General features: G+C 38.8%; 13 protein-coding genes and 3 pseudogenes. 2 read left to right on the top strand and 14 right to left on the bottom strand.

Annotated features, from left to right (window positions below):
* The 14 genes and pseudogenes from HW098_RS09495 to HW098_RS09570 all read right to left on the bottom strand — a co-directional run.
* The coding region (locus HW098_RS09495; protein ID WP_240149486.1) for a DUF1542 domain-containing protein at window positions 1–2,449 on the bottom strand (2,449 nt) is incomplete at its 3' end.
* Window positions 2,450–3,233: 784 nt separating this feature from the next.
* Window positions 3,234–3,788: a PBECR4 domain-containing protein gene (locus tag HW098_RS09505; protein ID WP_306416194.1), complete on the bottom strand. Its 555-nt coding sequence runs from the start codon at window positions 3,786–3,788 to the stop codon at window positions 3,234–3,236.
* A gap of 716 nt (window positions 3,789–4,504) precedes the next feature.
* Window positions 4,505–4,927: pseudogene (locus tag HW098_RS09510) on the bottom strand (hypothetical protein); the annotation flags it as partial.
* A complete protein-coding gene (locus HW098_RS09515) occupies window positions 4,920–5,666 on the bottom strand; it encodes an ImmA/IrrE family metallo-endopeptidase (protein WP_306291438.1) in 747 nt (248 codons plus the stop codon). The pseudogene HW098_RS09510 and the gene HW098_RS09515, both read right to left, overlap by 8 nt.
* 12 nt (window positions 5,667–5,678) lie before the next feature.
* On the bottom strand, window positions 5,679–6,023 hold the full coding sequence (locus HW098_RS10770) for a helix-turn-helix transcriptional regulator (RefSeq protein WP_001056000.1): 345 nt from the start codon (window positions 6,021–6,023) through the stop codon (window positions 5,679–5,681).
* A gap of 370 nt (window positions 6,024–6,393) precedes the next feature.
* Window positions 6,394–7,344 carry an N-acetylmuramoyl-L-alanine amidase family protein gene (locus tag HW098_RS09525; protein WP_176139950.1) on the bottom strand — a complete coding sequence of 317 codons (951 nt, stop codon included), beginning with the start codon at window positions 7,342–7,344 and terminating at the stop codon, window positions 6,394–6,396.
* Between the two features lie 375 nt (window positions 7,345–7,719).
* Complete coding sequence (locus HW098_RS09530; protein WP_176139951.1) at window positions 7,720–9,090, bottom strand: MATE family efflux transporter; 1,371 nt, start codon at window positions 9,088–9,090, stop codon at window positions 7,720–7,722.
* 114 nt (window positions 9,091–9,204) lie between these two features.
* A complete protein-coding gene (gene recA, locus HW098_RS09535; RefSeq protein ID WP_176139952.1) occupies window positions 9,205–10,371 on the bottom strand; it encodes a recombinase RecA in 1,167 nt (388 codons plus the stop codon).
* A gap of 54 nt (window positions 10,372–10,425) precedes the next feature.
* Window positions 10,426–11,682, bottom strand: a complete 1,257-nt coding sequence (locus tag HW098_RS09540; RefSeq protein ID WP_176139953.1) for a competence/damage-inducible protein A — start codon at window positions 11,680–11,682, stop codon at window positions 10,426–10,428.
* An 83-nt stretch (window positions 11,683–11,765) separates the two neighbouring features.
* Window positions 11,766–12,782, bottom strand: coding sequence for an LCP family protein (locus HW098_RS09545; RefSeq protein WP_173225226.1), 1,017 nt, complete (start codon window positions 12,780–12,782; stop codon window positions 11,766–11,768).
* 7 nt (window positions 12,783–12,789) lie between these two features.
* Window positions 12,790–13,308 carry a GNAT family N-acetyltransferase gene (locus tag HW098_RS09550; RefSeq protein WP_176139954.1) on the bottom strand — a complete coding sequence of 173 codons (519 nt, stop codon included), beginning with the start codon at window positions 13,306–13,308 and terminating at the stop codon, window positions 12,790–12,792.
* Complete coding sequence (gene tsaE / locus HW098_RS09555) at window positions 13,298–13,741, bottom strand: tRNA (adenosine(37)-N6)-threonylcarbamoyltransferase complex ATPase subunit type 1 TsaE (RefSeq protein WP_176139955.1); 444 nt, start codon at window positions 13,739–13,741, stop codon at window positions 13,298–13,300. Before tsaE ends, HW098_RS09550 begins: the two co-directional genes overlap by 11 nt.
* A gap of 198 nt (window positions 13,742–13,939) precedes the next feature.
* Window positions 13,940–14,560, bottom strand: coding sequence for a hypothetical protein (locus HW098_RS09560; protein WP_176139956.1), 621 nt, complete (start codon window positions 14,558–14,560; stop codon window positions 13,940–13,942).
* 304 nt (window positions 14,561–14,864) lie between these two features.
* A pseudogene (locus HW098_RS09570) lies at window positions 14,865–15,362 on the bottom strand (transcriptional regulator); the annotation flags it as partial.
* Between the two features lie 141 nt (window positions 15,363–15,503).
* Between HW098_RS09570 and HW098_RS10775 the strand changes: the two are divergent.
* Together HW098_RS10775 and HW098_RS09585 are read left to right on the top strand one after the other, a co-directional pair.
* Window positions 15,504–15,673, top strand: a pseudogene (locus tag HW098_RS10775) (PhrA family quorum-sensing system peptide).
* A gap of 510 nt (window positions 15,674–16,183) precedes the next feature.
* Window positions 16,184–18,199: a DUF1430 domain-containing protein gene (locus tag HW098_RS09585; protein WP_176139957.1), complete on the top strand. Its 2,016-nt coding sequence runs from the start codon at window positions 16,184–16,186 to the stop codon at window positions 18,197–18,199.

Below are 18,199 nucleotides of genomic sequence, written 5' to 3' on the forward strand. Positions count from 1 at the left end.
CTTTCTTCTCTTGCGCTTTCGTTTGCAGTTCTTGCTTAGCGTTGGCGTTGGCTGTCGCGGTTGCACTAACCTTATCGATTTCTCCAATACCAGTAGTCTTCGCAGTATCTACAGCAGTTTGGTCTTTCGCTTTATCGACTTCGCCCTCTGCTTTTCTTAAGGCTTCATCAACTTTGCGATTGGCTTCGTTCAACTCTTCTGTAGTCAAGTGTTCGACTCTCGCCAACGCCGCTTTCTTCTCTTGCGCTTTTTGTTGTAGGGCTTGTTTCGGCAACTCTCTCCCGACTGGGTTCACTCCGTTGATATTTTCCAACCCCTGTCTCAAGGCATCCTCCACCTTAATAAGGCTGTCGGCATTGTCAATCTCTCTTGTAGCTTGCCGTGCATAAATATCAACTTTACTAGTGGCACCATTTTGCTCCACTTGGGATAAATTTTTATTCTTGCTAATAGAGTCGTTTTTTACTCGTCTCGCTTGCTCTATGTCATCCTTGGCACTTTCTTTTGCTTCATTATGTGTTCTACTATGCCACTGATTGGCAAGGAAAACCTCGTTCCCATCTGCTCCTCTCAAACCTACAGCATAGTCAAGCTTGTTGATATTGTTATTCCCTCTAGTCTCGAAAGTTATTCTGTAACTATTTTCATTATCTCCCAGCGAGAAATAATATAAATCCGAACCACTACTATTTATGTGGGTAAATTTTTCGTTTGATTCGTTCTGAAAAGCTTGATCTTCATTCCGTCTCTCATATGGTTGAATACTTCCCCTACCATGACGAGCTAAATCATCAAAGGTTGCTACTGGTAGCCATTTCGGACTATTCCTACTATTGATACCGGTATTACTAACTGTTCCTTTAGTCTGATTACCAAAATTTGTTCGAGGGTGTTTTAGAAGGGAAAGTAAATCCCCTGCATTAGAAGATACAGCAGTGGTGCCGCCATTTTTACCACGAATACTAATACTATCTGTACCTTGCTTGTATGTTTGCCCTGAAGGAATCGTAAACCAAACACCTGTCCCAGGTATTCGTCTATGTCCATCATTGATGTTCAATTCCCAACGGAAACCATCATTTGTAGGAGTTACTTTTGCAAGAATATAGTTTTTTGCTTGTGAGACAGGTCTGGTCGCATTGTCCCTCGGTCTTTTATCAGAGAAAAAAACATAAGTGTATCTATCGTAGGTCTTATCTCCCGACTTACCATTTTCAATGTAACTTTCATGCCGATCTAAGGGACTTGCCGCCCTTGCAGACCTTCCACTATAGTTAGCATTACGAAAGTCAGAGTAGCCACCATCACGTGGTTGCGGGGTTACTCCTCCAGCTGTAGTTTCCTCACCATATTTTTCTTCCAGCACTCCTTCGATGAGGTCTCGGGATTTTTTCAGGTCGACTAGGGCAGCCGCAAAATCTTCTTGGCTGATGGTATCACCTTTAGAAAAGGCTTCATTGAACTTATCAGCTGCTGCTTTTGCTGCTTGGATTTTACTTTCTTCAGCCCCCTCTTTTCGAAGTTGTTTATAGATAAATTCCAACTCATCTTTTAGTTTATAGGCTCCATCACCCTGATTGCTATAGGTTGGAAGTTCTTGTCGACTAGGCTTTTCACTAGATTCAGTTTTTTCTGAGTTGCCTCCAGTTTCTGGGCTAGTCTGGTCTACAGCTGGTGTAGGCTCGATCACTCCCCCTCTTTTACGACGCTTTCCACCAGTTGCTTGCTCAGTTGCAGTTCCGTTTGGTTCGACAAGCTTATTATTTGTCGGACTTGCTTCACCCAAGTCTGTCAATTTTGGTAGCGATGGCTTCAAGGCTTGATTGACACGGCTCGTCAGCTCTTCCATAGCTCTTACTTGCTCATCAACCTGCGTTTGCGTCGCATTTGGGTCGTCCAAAACTGCCTTAGCTGCTGCTAGACCTGCTTCCACTTCATCGTGGAGCGCTTTCATGGAGCTAAGAGTTAGTTTTTCCAACAAAGCTTGCAGATTGCCTTGGAGTGATTTAGCTTCTGTCGTTTTAGTGGCAGATGTGGACTGGTCTTGCTCTTTTACTGCTCCTCCTTGAGAAGTTTCTTGAGCAACTGGCTTCGTCTCTGGTTTGGTCGGAGCAAGGTCAGCTGTTTCCTGCCCCTTACTAGCGTCCTCGGTTTTAGTCTCTGGAGACTTTGACTCCCCTGTAGACTGGAGCTCAGCCGACGGTTCAGTCTGAGAGACCTTCTCTGGCTCTTCCCCATCTGACTCCTGTGGTTCCCCATCTGAATTTCCAGAAGATCCAGCAACTACATCACTGGCTGTTGCCGAAGATACCGCAGGTGCCTGCGCTTGCACCCCATTTGCAAAGAACATCAGAGCCGCAACCGCAACGCTAGCAGCCCCAAAATGGTATTTACGGATGGAATAACGGAAAATTTTCTCTCCATTACCATCATTCTTTTTCTTGAACATAAGTGAATCCTTTCCTCATCTGAGAGCTTCCTCGAGCTTAGAAAGCGCGCAAAAAGCCGACAGACGATAATATATCAATTATATAGTAACACTTCTGACATACAAATCAACCCCATCGCTGATAGTATAGAGTCAGGAAATGCAAGAAAAAAGCGACATTATATATATATATATATATATATGCATAGATGTGTAAAACCTTTTGATACAACCCATTTTTTAACAAAGATACAAGAGTTATACTACATTTATATATGCTCAACATCCTCTGTGCCAATATTACAATATTGTTACATTTTGATTACACAAGTATTTCAAAATATATGATAGAAACCTGAGTATTTTATAGTAATTTCCTTCCTATCAATTAGGTCAACAGTTAAGTGTTACACCCTATCCTCAGCAAAGGACTATTATCAGCATTTCCTAGCCAATAGGACGCTCCAAATCACCTATTCTAAGTCCATCACTAGCTTGGTCAGTAAAATACAGACTGCAAGGCGACGCTGACGTGGTTTGAAGAGATTTTCATTGAGTATAATTTTAACTTCTTATTTTTCATTCCTATTCCTTAAATAAAAAGCTCACTAAAAAAGTGAGCAACATTTCCAATGAGATACTTCTGTTGGCGAGCGCGTCTCTCCGCCCCCTCATTGCCTTGCGAAGAGGCTTGGCGAATCGAAAGGAGGTGTTTTTTCCTGTTTTCAATTCTACTTATTTTTGCACATTTTTTTAATTTTATCAAACAAAAAAAACGCAAGCCGAAGCCTGCGAAAAGTTTTTTTTATAACCATTTAATTTCTTTCACATCTGTTTTACGAACTTTAGCATATTTCTTAGCGCTTGTAAAATGTAGAGTAACCGGTTTAAACACTCCACTTTTATCTCTTCGTAAACCTAAAATTGCGGATCTTTTGTTTCTATCTTCAAAAAATATGACGTCCAACTTCATAGTGTTTTTAGATAAATCTTTGGCTAGGATACAACAACTCGTTATCTTAGAATAGAAGATATCACCGATAAAACTATACAAAGATATCCTTTCTATAACATCGTTGTACATGGGATTATTTTTATATTCTTCCAAAATAAAAACACCAGCTTGAATAGCAGGTATTGTTTGACTAGCATAATCTCGTGTGATTTTGTGCAAGCCAAATAAGTGATGTAAATCAGTCAAGCAAAAATCTACTTCGAAAGTCTCTAAATGCTTATAATTCGTTGATACTTGACATGTTTTTCCATCGAATTTCTCTTGATAATCTAAAATACAATCAAGTAATTTCAACGACAAACTCCATATTTTCTCAAAATAAAAAAAGCACGGGGCAGTTCTCACTACTGCCCAAAGTGGATGATTAGAGTCGGCTTCTCTAACTCCCTATGTTGTGCTTATTAGGCTTATCGCAAGGGAACAGTTTTTAGCTCTGCCAAGCCACATAGCGTGCTTACTACTATGTGTCCATGTCTCCATGGATTGCCGAGCGGTTTAACGACGTTTTGGGAGTCGGGATAACGAGAAAAGTGATACTTTTACGTTTTTTCCAACTTAATTATGACATCTTTCTTTAAAAAAGTCAATATTTATCGCTTTCTTTAACGAAAAAAATCCCACAAGAACGAATCCTGTGGGGAGATACACATTTTAGAAAAGCTTTTAGAAAAGCTTTCCTTTATTCTACTATTTTTCTTGTATTTTATCATTCAGTATGACAAAATAACCAAAAACTACTCGCTATCCCCTCTCACATCACCCTACATATCCATTTAATATGCGACTGATAGTTCAGGGAAACTTTAAGGACAGCTTTTTCTCATCCACTATGCAGGACTTACGATTACATTTATACTCCTATAGGCTCAATTTGACACTTTTCTTCTTCGAATTGCTCATATGCCTCCTGAATAGTGAGTTCGATTTATCCAAATTTATTTTTGTCTATTTTGATGAACACTTCCACGAAGATAGTCTGAAAAAGAATCCGCCCCAATTTTCCTTCTCTTTTTAAGCATATTATTCCAGATATGATTGCCCTCTTGTTCAGTAATAAATTGCGCTTTAAACGCTTCAACCAGTATATCTCCTGTCGTCATATGTTCTAAAGAAAATTCTTCTACATATGGTTTAACATCTCTTAGATTATTACTTCCTAATATCCCATTATGCTTTTTCGCTAAGGAAATAGAAGCCGCTTCTCCCTTACCAATAACCTTGTTACTATCATGATTTCTTGTTAAATCTCTATATAATGCGTATTCTTCAGTTCCAATGTCTATGCTCACAATCTCAGCCGAACCCTTAGCTACTAACTGGTCTATCCTAGATTTTAAGTGGGGAATTGTAGGTATATTGATTTCATCATACACCTCTTGTGGAATAACAATTTTACCCGAATAGAGCTTTTCTAAAAGATATTCAGTGCCAACCCATAAAAATGCTGAAATACAATCTGTATCAATAAATACACGACTAGTCAAACGACAACTCCCCCTCTTCATCTAGCCCATATACAATATCATATCTGAAAGCATCTAGTAGCAGTTCCTCATACTTCCCTTGAGAAATTCTGTTATTTTCTAAAAGTTGTTCAGTCGATTTAATATAGTGTCCTAATACCATTTCCTTTTTACTTTCTGACAAAGGACGATATAAACTTGTATCATAGCCTAATCTTGAAGCTGTCTCTATAACACTAATATCCATATTTTTAATTTCTTCTGCATCAAGGTATCCATCATTCCGCAATCTATATAACATAGCTTTATGACTGATACCATAAAACTGACCTAATTTTATAATATCTTCTACTTCAAGATGAGTTCTATTGGCATTTTCTCTGATTTCCTCAACCATCCTATACAGTGAAGATGGGGAAATTAAAAAATAAGAAGCAAACTGATCCGCTTTTCTTTCAGTTTCATCTCCTTCACCAATCAAGATAAGACTGACTGAACTCTTCTTCACCTCATCATAATAAAGATGATACAGTTCATGTGCTAAAGAAAATCTTTGCCTTCCTAATGACATGTCTGAATTGATTACAATGAGACTGGACTGAGTTCCTTTATAACAGACTCCGCTAATATTCTTTCCGAGTCCATAAAATACCAGCGTCAAATTTTCTATCTTTTGTACCAATTTAAAAATATCTATCGGCGCTTCACCATCAGCTCCCAACTTTTTTCTAAGATTTGAAGCTTTATTACTTAAATCCATTTTATCAATCATTTATTTTGTCTCCAATAGCTGATCTATCTCAAATTGATTCAATACAATTTTATTGATTTTCGCTAAAACTTTAAGATCTTGGTCTACTATTTTATTTTTTCTAAACGATATGACACACTGTTGTTCAGCTTGTTCGCCAAACAAAAGATATTCAACCGTACAGCAAAATAGAGCAGATAGTTTCTCAATAACATCCGACGTGATATTCCTTTCACCTTTTTCCATTTTGGCAATCATGCTTTGATTCAAAGACAAATATTCAGCAATCTTATCTTGAGTAAGATTTGAAGATATTCTAAGTTCTTTTATTCTTTTTCCAACATCACATACATTTATCATATTCATACACCTCTCATAAAAAGAATAGCACACCCTTGTCATAAAGTCAATTTTTTAAATAAAAAAATTATGACAAAACAAGGAAGCAATTTATTGATACTGCTTAAAAATCCAAAAGTGATGATAGTAAACCTATTTGATGAGTTCCTATCAAAAATCGTATCTTCAAACTCAAAACAGTACTTAAAGCTATCCGACTCGGTTTACATTGTCAAATTTAGATTTTATTTGAGCATAACTTTCTAGTTTGCTTTTTGATTTTTATTTAATATAGTAGCAAAAATTGAAGGAAATATCTCCACAAGAAAACGCATACTATTAAGCTTTTTCAAGACCTAATAATATGCGCTGTTCTGATTTGAAAGACATTCCATTATTATTTTACTGTTATCAAGCCTTCAGGCTCGACTGTAAATTCTGGTCTGTCTGCTATCGTGCCATCTTCTTTAAGGTAATACCAGCCATCATTTGATTTGACAAAGGCATTAGAAACCATGTCCCCATTTTGACTATCAAGATAGTACCAAGTCTCCTTGTATTTGATCCAGCCTGTTTTCATAGCACCTTCTCCATCGAAATAGTACCACTTCTCAGCGATTTTCTTCCAGCCTGTAGCCATTTCGCCTGACTTGTCAAACCAGTACCAGTTGCCGTCTGTGTGCTTCTTCCAGCGGTCTGCAAGCATATATCCTGAACCGTCAAAGTAATACCAGGTACCATTGACTTTCTCAAACTTATCTTTTGGATAAGAACCGTCTGAGTGTACATACCAGGTGCCAGTATCGTTCTGTTGCCATCCTGCTTCAATCGTCAATCCGTTTTCAATATCCTGCTTAAACTGCTCACGGCTAATACCCCATTTGGCAAGATAAGGATAGGGGTCAATGTGATCTGAGTTGTTGTCAGGTTGGTTATTGGTGCAGTATTCGTGTGTTTTGATACCTGCTAAATCAGCAGTATCAAGCGTTTTCGGTATACCAGCTTCATCCGCTAGATTGCGTAAGAGTTCGATATAGAGACGATAGTCAATCAGAAACTCTTCTTTTGATTCATGGCTTTCAATCAGTTCAACTTGTGCATAACCTTCTGCATTCCAACCGCCCCCAACGTCCCAGGCACCATTATCAACAGGTCCTACCTGCATAACACGACCATTACCAACTACGTGAGAAAAGAAGCCCAATTCAGGATCTTTTCTGTAATGGTAGTCAGCCTCATTTTGAACCGTTGAGTTACGGTTACCTGTGGAATGGGCATGGACTTGCCTATATGGTTGCACGCCGACTTGAGGCAAATCTGTTCTTAATTTACTCACATCAATTTCCATATTCTACTCCTTATCAATTAAAATAACTTATTTTTTACAATCCAGAGCTAGAAACTTCTTTATTTATACCTTACAAAGAAGACAATCCTAGTCACGATTAGGCTTGTAGATAGAACTTCAAAACGTACTATTTTGACACTGTTAATAGGACTGACAAGGTCTGCATTCTATCTACAATAACATCCCAGACTAAAAAGCTTTTCAAAAGTATATTTTTACAGTCTCTATATGTCCTTTTCATAAATACTATACTTTATTATATCATATAAAAGAAGTCAAAAGTCTGTTAAACTATTTTCAAGACCAAACTAAAGATGACAGCACAAGTTTTTTCGATTTTCACTAGAGGAAATGGATTTTATTCAGTAAATCCAACTAGGATTGCACTTTGGTTACCAATATTTCCTTGCCTTCTTTTATCAAGGGGTGACGGAACAGTGAGAAGTACAGTTGAATGGTCATGGCAACCCAGATTAGGGGTTCACAAAGGATAACTCCCTTATAGCCTGCCCAAGGGATAATCATGACCACAAAAGCGATTTTCCCGATTAGTTCGATAAAGCTAGAAACCAGAGGAAGAACCTTTTGCCCCAAGCCCTGCAAACAATTGCGATAAATCAATAAGAGACTCAAAATAGGATAAAAGGCTGAACTGATTTGCAAGTACAGACTACCATTTTCTATCAAGTAACCATCTGTCGAACTAGCCAAGAAGGAAACCAAGGCTGGACTGGCAAAAAAGAGGAAGACACAAACAAAAACTGCCCAGGACATACTTAAACGACTGCCGATTCGAAGACCTTGGACAATGCGGTCTGGGCGCTTAGCACCTAAATTCTGAGAAGCAAAGGTCGTCATCGAGGCAGAAATAGCGGTCATCGGAAGAAGGGCGAAAGCCATAATGCGGCGAGCCGCCGTCTGGGCACTAATAATTACAGCACCAAAGGTATTAACAGAAGACTGTAAAATCACACTGCCGATGGACACAATTGAACTCATCAAGCCCATAGCCAAACCTTGCTCCAAGAGATCCGCGTACAAGGACTTATCCCATTTGAAATGCTTGCGCTGAGGCAAAAGTTCTGGCACACTCTTACGGATATAATAAAAGCAAAGAATCGCTGATAAGCCCTGCGAAATGATGGTAGCAAGGCCCGCAGATTGAACCCCCAGTTGCAGTTGCGTAATAAAATAGAGATCCAAAACCACATTGACCAAGGCAGAAAAAATCAAAAATCCAAGGGCAGCTAGACTGTCCCCAATAGACCGCAACAAACCTGCAAAGAGATTATAAGCAAAGCTGACACCAACACAGGTCACAATCATAGAAATATATTGATAGGATTGGGGAAGAATTTCTGTAGGAGTATCTAGGTATTGCAAGAGAGGATACAAACCAAGAAAGCCCATCAGCATCACCACAATACTCAAAAGAGCACCTAAAATCCAGGTGGCTGCTACTGCCTCCTTAATTTTTTTGAAGTCCCGAGCTCCATAATAGCGAGCAATAACAATTCCCATCCCATTTCCAACACCAAGAGTAAAACCCACAATTAGGTCAAAAATCGCTGTCGTCGCCCCTACCGCTGCCAAGGAGTCTTGGCCAAGGAAACGCCCAACAATCAAGACATCAGCAGTGTTATAGAGCTGTTGAAAAATATTTGATAGCAAGATTGGAAAGGCGAAGCTTAAGAGCGAGGGAAGAATCGGACCATGTATCAGGTCCACTGTTCGTTTTTTATTCATAAGGCTATTATATCAGCTTTCTAGAGGAGCGACAAGAAACAGCAAACTATAGATAATCTAAAAACTTGAATCAAAAATCGAAAAAGTAGCGGATTTCTCCACTACTTTAACAACTTATTCTTCAATTTCGATTTCAAGTTCATCGCCTAGGTCAAGTGTAACTTCTTCATTCACAGAATCTGCTTGAACTGCTTCATCTTTTTTGTTTTCAGTATCTTGTTCTGAAACTTCTTCTCCATCAATCAAGCCAAATTTAGAACGGACTTGCTTATCAATTTCATCAAAGATTTCTGGGTGATCTGCCAAGTATTTCTTAGCATTCTCAGAACCTTGCCCAATTTTTTCATCCTTGTAAGAATACCAAGCCCCTGCTTTTTTGATAATATCCAAGTCGCTTGCAATCTTCAAAAGCTCACCAGTCTTAGAAATTCCTTCTCCGTACATAATTTCAACTACGGCTTCCTTAAATGGTGGAGCTACCTTGTTTTTTACAACCTTAATCTTAGTTTCTTTACCGACATTGGTTTCTTTTTGGTCACCAGTTCCCTTAATTTGTGTATTCCCACGAACATCCAAGCGGACTGAAGCATAGAATTTCAGAGCACGTCCACCAGGTGTTGTTTCTGGATTTCCAAACATGACCCCAACTTTTTCACGCAATTGGTTGATAAAGATGGCAATTGTTTTGGTTTTATTGATAGAAGCACCAAGTTTACGCATGGCCTGACTCATCATACGAGCCTGCAAACCAACGTGGCTATCACCGATATCTCCATCAATTTCCGCACGAGGGACAAGGGCAGCAACTGAGTCGACTACGACAAGATCAACTGCACCTGAATCAATCAATTTTCCTGCAATCTCAAGACCTTGCTCTCCTGAGTCTGGTTGGGACAAGAGCAATTCGTCAATATTGACACCAAGAGCCGCAGCATAAGCTGGATCGAGGGCATGTTCCGCATCGATAAAGGCTGCAATCCCACCTTCTTTTTGCGCTTGTGCAACTGCATGAAGGGCAACTGTTGTCTTACCAGATGACTCTGGTCCATAAATTTCAATGATACGTCCCTTAGGATAACCACCTGAACCAAGGGCAATGTCCAAAGCTAAAGAGCCTGAGCTCATCACTTGCACCTTTTGCTCTGCGCGTTCACCCAAACGCATAATTGAACCCTTACCAAAGTCTTTCTCAATCAATTTAAGAGCGTCATTCAAGGCTTTTTCACGTTCTGCCCCAAATTTTTTTGAAATTTCTTCTAATTTTTTTGGTTTTTTCGCCATTCTATTCTCCTACATTCTAATAGTCCTTAGACCTATCTACTATTATATCAAAAGTTAGTCACTTAATAAAGCCTTGCGAACTAGGTTAAAGGCATGCATAACCGCAATGTGACGTACATCTGCTCGACTTCTACCTCCAATATTCACCTTGATGACCTCAGTTCCTTGCTCTTGAGCCAAGCCTATGAAGACTGTCCCAGCTGGGTGCCCTTCTAGGCTATCTGGTCCTGCTACTCCAGTCAAACTAAGGCCAAAATCAGATTGAGTCTTGCTTCGTGCCTGCTCAGCCATCTTCTGAGCTGTAAATTCAGACACTACACCCTGCTCTTCCAAATCCTTAACAGGAATATCCAACATCTTTGATTTTTCCTCCAAGCTATAGGTCACAAAACCACCCTTAAATATACTGGAAGCACCAGAAAAATCCGCTACGGTAGCTTGGAAAAGACCTGCCGTCAAGCTCTCTGCAGCCGTGATGGTTTTTTCTTGTTTTTTCAGTTCTTCTACCACAATGCTGGCTAAACTAGTTTCTTCCCCATAACCATAGCAAAGTTCTCGTAAACAAATTCCTTCAAAGGTCTGGCGATCCAAGATTTGGTTTTCTAAGATATCCAGCACTTGATTCGCTTCTTCTTGACTGCTAGCCTTTGTTGACAGACGCAAGGTTACCTCTCCTGTCTTGGCATAAGGTGCCAAGGTAGGATCGGTCTGATTATCAATTAAATCAGCCAAAATCGTAACCAACTGGCTCTCGCCAATCCCAAAGAAACGAAGAACTCGGGAATACAGCTTGCTTCCTGTCATTAACTTGGGTAGAAGGTGGTTTAAGACCATAGGTTTCAATTCACTTGGTGGACCTGGAAGGACAACGTAGGTCACTCCATCGACTTCCAATATTCCTCCCACAGCCAGTCCTGTTTCGTTGGGCAGTGGAGTCGCCCCTTCTACAATTTGGGCTTGTCTTTCATTATTCGGTGTTCGGGCATAGTCTGGTCGCTGGGCAAAAAAGACATCCAACTTCTCCTGCGCCTGAGGATCAAAGACTAATTCTTTCCCTAAAAATTTAGCCAGAGTTTGTTTGGTCAAATCGTCCTCAGTTGGCCCCAAACCGCCTGTCAAAATCACCAGACTGCTACGTTGACTGGCAATCTCAAGCAAAGACAAGAGACGAGCTTCATTGTCTCCCACAGCCGTCTGAAAATATACGTCTACCCCAATCTCTGCTAGTTTTTCCGATAAAAACTGGGCATTGGTGTTGACAATCTGTCCTGTCAAAATCTCTGTTCCAACAGCAATGATTTCTGCTTTCATGTTTCCTCCTACCTATCTATTCGTATTTTTTTGAAAAAATCGCAGGAAATTTCCCACGATTGATTTTTTATTTGTATCAAAAGTTAATTCTCTTCATCACCAACAGGTGCTCTGCCAAATAAATCTTCAAATAAGACCGCATTGGTTTCAAGCTGAGTGACTTCTTCTTGTCCCAAAGAACGTCGGAGTAGATTTTGCATTTCCAACATATGTGCTCTCGAAACAATCTGGTAAGAAACACCTTGAAGCATCTCTCCTTCACCCTGCAACTGCTGAGTTTCAATGGTTTTAAATGAATCTTTATAGCCTAGCAAGTTAGGGATACTTTTTGCAGACAAATCAATATTGGTCTGCATATTGTCACTCAAAGCTTTTAGAATCTCTTGATAATGACCAACGCTATTTAAACTGAGGGCTTTTTCCATGACTTTTTGAATAACTTCACGTTGACGTTTTTGACGACCATAATCCCCCTCAGGATCTTGGTAACGCATTCGTGCATAGACTAGGGCTTCTTCTCCCCCAATATGTTGCTCCCCAACACCGATAGAAATGGTATTAAATTCTTCTTGGTCACTGATAGAAATTGGGAAACCTAGGGTATTATTGACTGTAATACCACCTACTGCATCCACTAGTTTTTGCAACCCTTTCATATTGACCATCACATAGCGATCAATATGGATATTCATCATTTTTTGAATGGTTTCTATAGCAAGCTCTGCTCCACCATCTGCATATGCTGAATTCAGTTTCGCTTCATGAGCCTGACCATTCCCTGATTCAATGCGGGTCAGAATATCCCGCTCTAAACTCATCATCGTTGTTTTTTTCGTTTTAGGATTCACTGTCATCAAAATCATGCTATCACTTCTACCGACCCAAGTTTCAGTTCGTTCAGCATTTCCGGTGTCCACTCCCATTAACAGAATGGTTAGAGGTTCAGTCGCTTCAATAACCTTGGTTTCTTCGCCGATTTTTTTATAGGTTTTAGCTAAGGTTTCTGTCCCTTGCTGATAAATAGTATAAGCAAAAATACCTGCTCCTACTACAGTTACAGAAAGTAAAGCTAGCACCATTCCAATAATTTTTTTAACCATATTTCTACTAATCGATCAGTTTACCCATCAAGTAAACATCGATAAATTTCCCTTCTTCTATATATGCCCCACGCTCTTGGCGACCTTCAATTATAAAGCCATGCTTTTGATAAAGATGAACTGCAGCCTGATTACGAGTTTGGACAGTCAGTTGGAGACGACGCAGAATGCCACTTGCTTGTGCCCACTCTATCGCTTCTTCTAGCAACAAACTTCCCAATCCATTATTCCAATATTTCTTACCAATCACAATAAAGAGATCTCCAATATGACGGACTCTCTTACGCTGGTCAGCTGTAATATTTACAATACCAGCAATTTCATCATTCAGTAAGGCAAGTAAAGTGATTTGATTTTCTGAGTGAGCCTGTTTATCCAAAAACAACTCCATCTCAGTATCTGTCAATAGAATACCTTCCCCGTCCAGACTAGTAAAATCTGTCTCCAAACTTACACGATTTAAAAAGGTCACTAATTCAGCTGCATCTTTGGGCTCTGCTTCTCTAATGAGCAATTCATACTCCATGTTGAAGCTCCTCTAAAAGCTTTTCTACACGCAAACCTTTTGCTTGGAAATTCAGTCTGCGCCCCTCTTCTTCTTTTAGAATTTCCAATTCTAAATAAGTATCTGGTAAGGCATCACCTAAAAGATTTCCCCACTCAATAACAGTCACTCCGCCACCAAAGAGAAACTCATCCAAGTCGATAGAATCCGCATCTCCTTCAATTCGATAAACATCTAGGTGATAAAGTGGCAGTCTGCCTTCATACTCTCTTACGATAGTATAGGTGGGACTTTTAATCATTTGAGAAATCTGTAATCCTTTTGCAAGTCCTTTAGTAAAGGTCGTTTTACCTGCACCCAGTTCTCCAGTTAAGATTAAAACATCATTCTTTTCTAATAAATGACCCAAACGCTCCCCTAAGGCTTGCAGTTCTTCTTCATTTTTTGTGTACATATTCTTATTATACCAAAAACTTTTCTTTTGTGTCTATTTTCCTGCTAAACTTATACTCAATGAAAATCAAAGAGCAAACTAGGAAGCTAGCCGCAGGCTGCTCAAAACACTGTTTTGAGATTGCAGATAGAGCTGACGTAGTTTGAAGAGATTTTTGAAGAGTATTACCATCATAACATCCATAAAAACAAGCTTTCTCTAAAAGAAAATGAGCGTAGCAATGACCAATACAAGATCTCGGAAAATATGACCATAAAAGGAAACTTCCTTTTTAACAGAATTCGGGACAAGATAGGCTGCAAAAAACAAACCCAGTCCAATATAAATCAGAAGTGAGACAATGGTCATTGGATTTCTTAAGAAGAGAAGTGTTGCTAAAATAGTCAACAACACTGTCTTTTTTCTGTCTAGCATAGCAAGAAAATCGCGCATGTATTTTTTCAAGGGTAAAAAAATCAGCAAATCTAGCCCAAATAGAAAGAAAAAGGATGGCAATAAAAAGTCAACTAATTCTTGCTGCAGCGTATTTTTGATGAACAAGTTATCTGACAGTACAAGAACAGCTCCTAACAAATTAATTAAGAGCAGGATACTGTAAAAAAGCTTCACTGACTGCTTACTGGCTAAGACACTATGGACTTCTTGCTTACGGGTATAAAGATAATTTACTCCAGCACAGATTCCTGAAACGAAGACCATACTTCCAATGAAAAAAGCTGTACTTTGTTTAAAGGACAAGATGCATTCCTTCCATAGGAAACAGCTACTCAAACTGATTTGAATTAAAGCTAACAAAAATAAGATTCTCATTGATTTCATCTTTTCTCTCCCTTCCTACCAATCATTATACTCGGAGAAAAGTGAGAACTGTTTCCAATCTTCTCAAATGTCTCTTTTAGACGCTAAACAAACATGAGAGACTACTACTCAATGAAAATCAAAGAGCAAACTAGGAAGCTAGCCACAGGTTGCTCAAGACACTGTTTTGAGGTTGCAGATAGAGCTGACGTGGTTTGAAAAGATTTTGGAAGAATATAAATTGAAATAAGGCTGATAGTATTCATTTCACTATCAGCCTTACAGGTTATTTAACGTTTCAGAAAAACTATAATGTCAAGATTAACTAAACAGTATCTAATTCCTTCAAATAATTTTCTATCTTCATCAACATTAAAGGATTGTTATAAATCTTACATAACTCTTTTGCTTCTATATAATAATTTTTGACTTGTTCTTTGTCTAGAAATTTGGCTCCAGCATTTCCTACAAGAATAAGTAGAGGAGCCAGTTGGTAGCTTGTCTGTTTTTGTTTACAGAGTTCAATCGTCTCAAGAGCTTCTTGGATGGCTTCGTTATATTTTTCCTTTGATACTAGGTAGTGAGCGTAGTTGTAACGAACTCTGATGTAGCCAAATAAAAACTCTTGATGCTCAAAATTTTTTGTCTGATATAACTCCATTAAATGAAAGTAGTTTACCTCATATTCTTGTTCACAAATTCCTTCTGCAAGAGTTTGTTGGGAGAGTCTCAACTCTTTTCTTTTCAATCTGAATTTCTCTGCGAGTGTATTCATTAAAGATAATAAACCTTCCTGTTTGCTTAATTTCATTATAAAATTTTTAGTTCAAAATAGCAAGTTAAAGGAATAAATAATTCTCTATGGTAATTTTTTTAAAAAAAGTTAAAAATTACATAAAAACGCTTGGCTAAATAAAATATATCTGTTAAAATAAGGATAATAAAAAAGAAAAGGGTTTCACGAATGAAGAAAAATCGTGGAATTCAAAAATTAGCTATATTAGCATTACTAGGTGTTTTTACGTTTAGTAACACAATTCCTTACCAACAGTTATTCAGAAGGATAAACGATTGGAGATTCGAGTAGAATCACAAAAGAAGTCCAATGATCTTGATGTTGGGAAGGCTGATTGATTTCGTATTACTTTAAAATTCAACTATTTAGAGAAAGGTATTCTTATGAGAGCTTGTAACAATACCAGATAGATATAAGAATGGAGATGTTTGATAAAATGCTTTCATAGCTAACCAACTGTTGAAAATTATGAGTTACAAAATCTAAAGTATTTAAGATTAGTTTATAAAATTAGGTCTCTGCCTGTAGAAAGGAACGTGCAGTTAGAAAGGAGGAAAAAATAGGATACTATAATTCAGACTGAGATTTCTAATTAAAATATGTAGTTGCATCATCCCTTGCCGTTTTGGCATTTAGTTTGGTTCTTCCTGTTTTGGTAGCTTCTCACCGTGGTGGCGAGTGGACCTATGGAGGCTATCATGATCCAAATAATTGGGGAGCAAGTTACATTTGATGCGGGATGGTAAAGAATAATTGAAGAAGATTCTTTTATCAATAGTTTAGTAAGCTTGTTAGTTTATAGAGGTCAGGGGTATTTCTGCCCTCTGTTTTAGAATAAGGAATGCACTATGAAAAAATTATTTATACTCATATCCAACCTGCTTGCTAGTTTGTTCTTTGTTTGGGTATTTACCATTTGGACTGATACATATGTCTCCCATTATTACCCCAACGTTGTTGTACGTGATTCTTCCCCTGAAACAACTTTTCAGCATGTTGCTACACGCTTGGAAAAACTAGCAGAAGAAACGGATAGCTTTATTGCGATTCAACACCAAGATCCTAACTCAGAAGGTACTCCAGTGTTTTCTTATACGACCTTTGGGAACGGAAAGTTGCCTGATGGGCTACAGGAAAAAAATCTAGAAGATGCTCAAAGTAGTAGTGTTGAAACAAACTATTTTATATTCGATGGAAACCTAGATATTCACTTGCTAAGGGAGGAGCTAAGTCAACTTGGCTTGACTAACATGCACCTGACAATTCCATCTAAACTATCTACGTTAATGGCTATCTTTAGTAACGGATTTCAGTTAATCAGTTTATTGATTTTCATCTTAACCTTTGGAGCACTGACTTTAATTAGTCAAATTAGCCAATTACGGTCGTCGGGCATTCGCCTCATTTCAGGAGAGAAACGGTGGTCCATTTTCCTTAGACCAGTTGGTGAGGATTTGAAAGGGATAGCTGTTGGTTTCAGTTTAGCTGGCGTGCTCGCCATTCTTATGCAAAAAATTCTGTCGCTTCCAACGCAATCCCTAATGACCATAGGAGAAGGCTTGCTCAGTTATAATCTCATCTTGTTGTCGATTTCCCTGTTTTTCGCTCAACTCTTCGCAGTTGGGATAAAAAAGATACACCTGATGCAGATTATAAAAGGGCAAGTGCCTGTCAGAGGAATCATTAGTTTGATTTTAATCGGTCAACTATTAGCGATTATTATTGTAACGCTGGGAATAGGGAGTAGCTTAAAGTATTCCCAAGCCTGGCAACAGCATCGGATTGGACAAGAGGCTTGGAGCCAGGAAAGGCAACTGATTACCCTATCAATCAGCCGTGAAGGAACGAGTCCTGGTTTTGATGAACAAGCTCAAAGGAAACTCAGAACTTGGTATCAATTGATGGATATGGCTGTTTCAGAACAAAAGGCTTTCTTATCTAGACACCAGTTAATTGACCGTACTTTGCAAAATGGCATGGCTTCCTCCAAAAACTTTATAACCTCTACAGAATGGCACGATTACAACCCGAATGGCAATGTCCTTATCGTCACACCGCAATACTTGGAGCGTCAAAACATTCCTGTAGATACAACTATTAAGCAAAAGATGAATCACCTTGATGTAGGGGAGTTTGTCTTATTGCTGCCTGAACACCTCCGTTCAGAGGAAGAACATTATAAATCTGTTTTTGAAGACGACTTAACCAGTCGCATGTCTAGTCAAGATGAACGACAGCAAATGACTGCTACGGTAGGTTATTTGGAATCAGGTCATGATCGTTTTGTGTATAATACGACCCCTATTTCTTACCAGCAGTTTTTGAAAGATCCAATCATCATTGTTATAACACCCCAATCAACTGGTCCACAGTCCATTTTCTTTTGGGTAGACGCAGTACAGAACTACGTTCTCTTTAATCAATTGTCTGATGCCCAGGAGCTTATTCAGAGACAAGGCATTGAAAATTGGGTCTCAGAAATGCAAACAGGTTACCACAACTACATCACATTATCGGATAATATCCAGAGGGAACGTTGGGTAATGCTAGCAGGAGCTGTGCTTGGGATTGCAACTTCAATCTTGTTGTTTAACACTATGAATAGGCTCTACTTTGAAGAATTTAGACGTGCCATTTTTATCAAACGCATTGCAGGTCTCAGGTTCTTAGAAATCCATCGCACTTATCTCTTGGCTCAACTGGGTGTGTTTTTACTGGGATTTGTTGCGAGTGTATTTCTTATGGTAGAGATAGTAGTTGCTTTCTTAGTCTTGTTACTCTTTACTGGTCTATCTCTTTTACAGTTACATGTCCAAATGCAGAAAGAAAACAAGATGTCCATGCTTGTTTTGAAGGGAGGTTAA

Source organism: Streptococcus sp. 1453, assembly GCF_013276955.1.
GTDB lineage: Bacteria > Bacillota > Bacilli > Lactobacillales > Streptococcaceae > Streptococcus.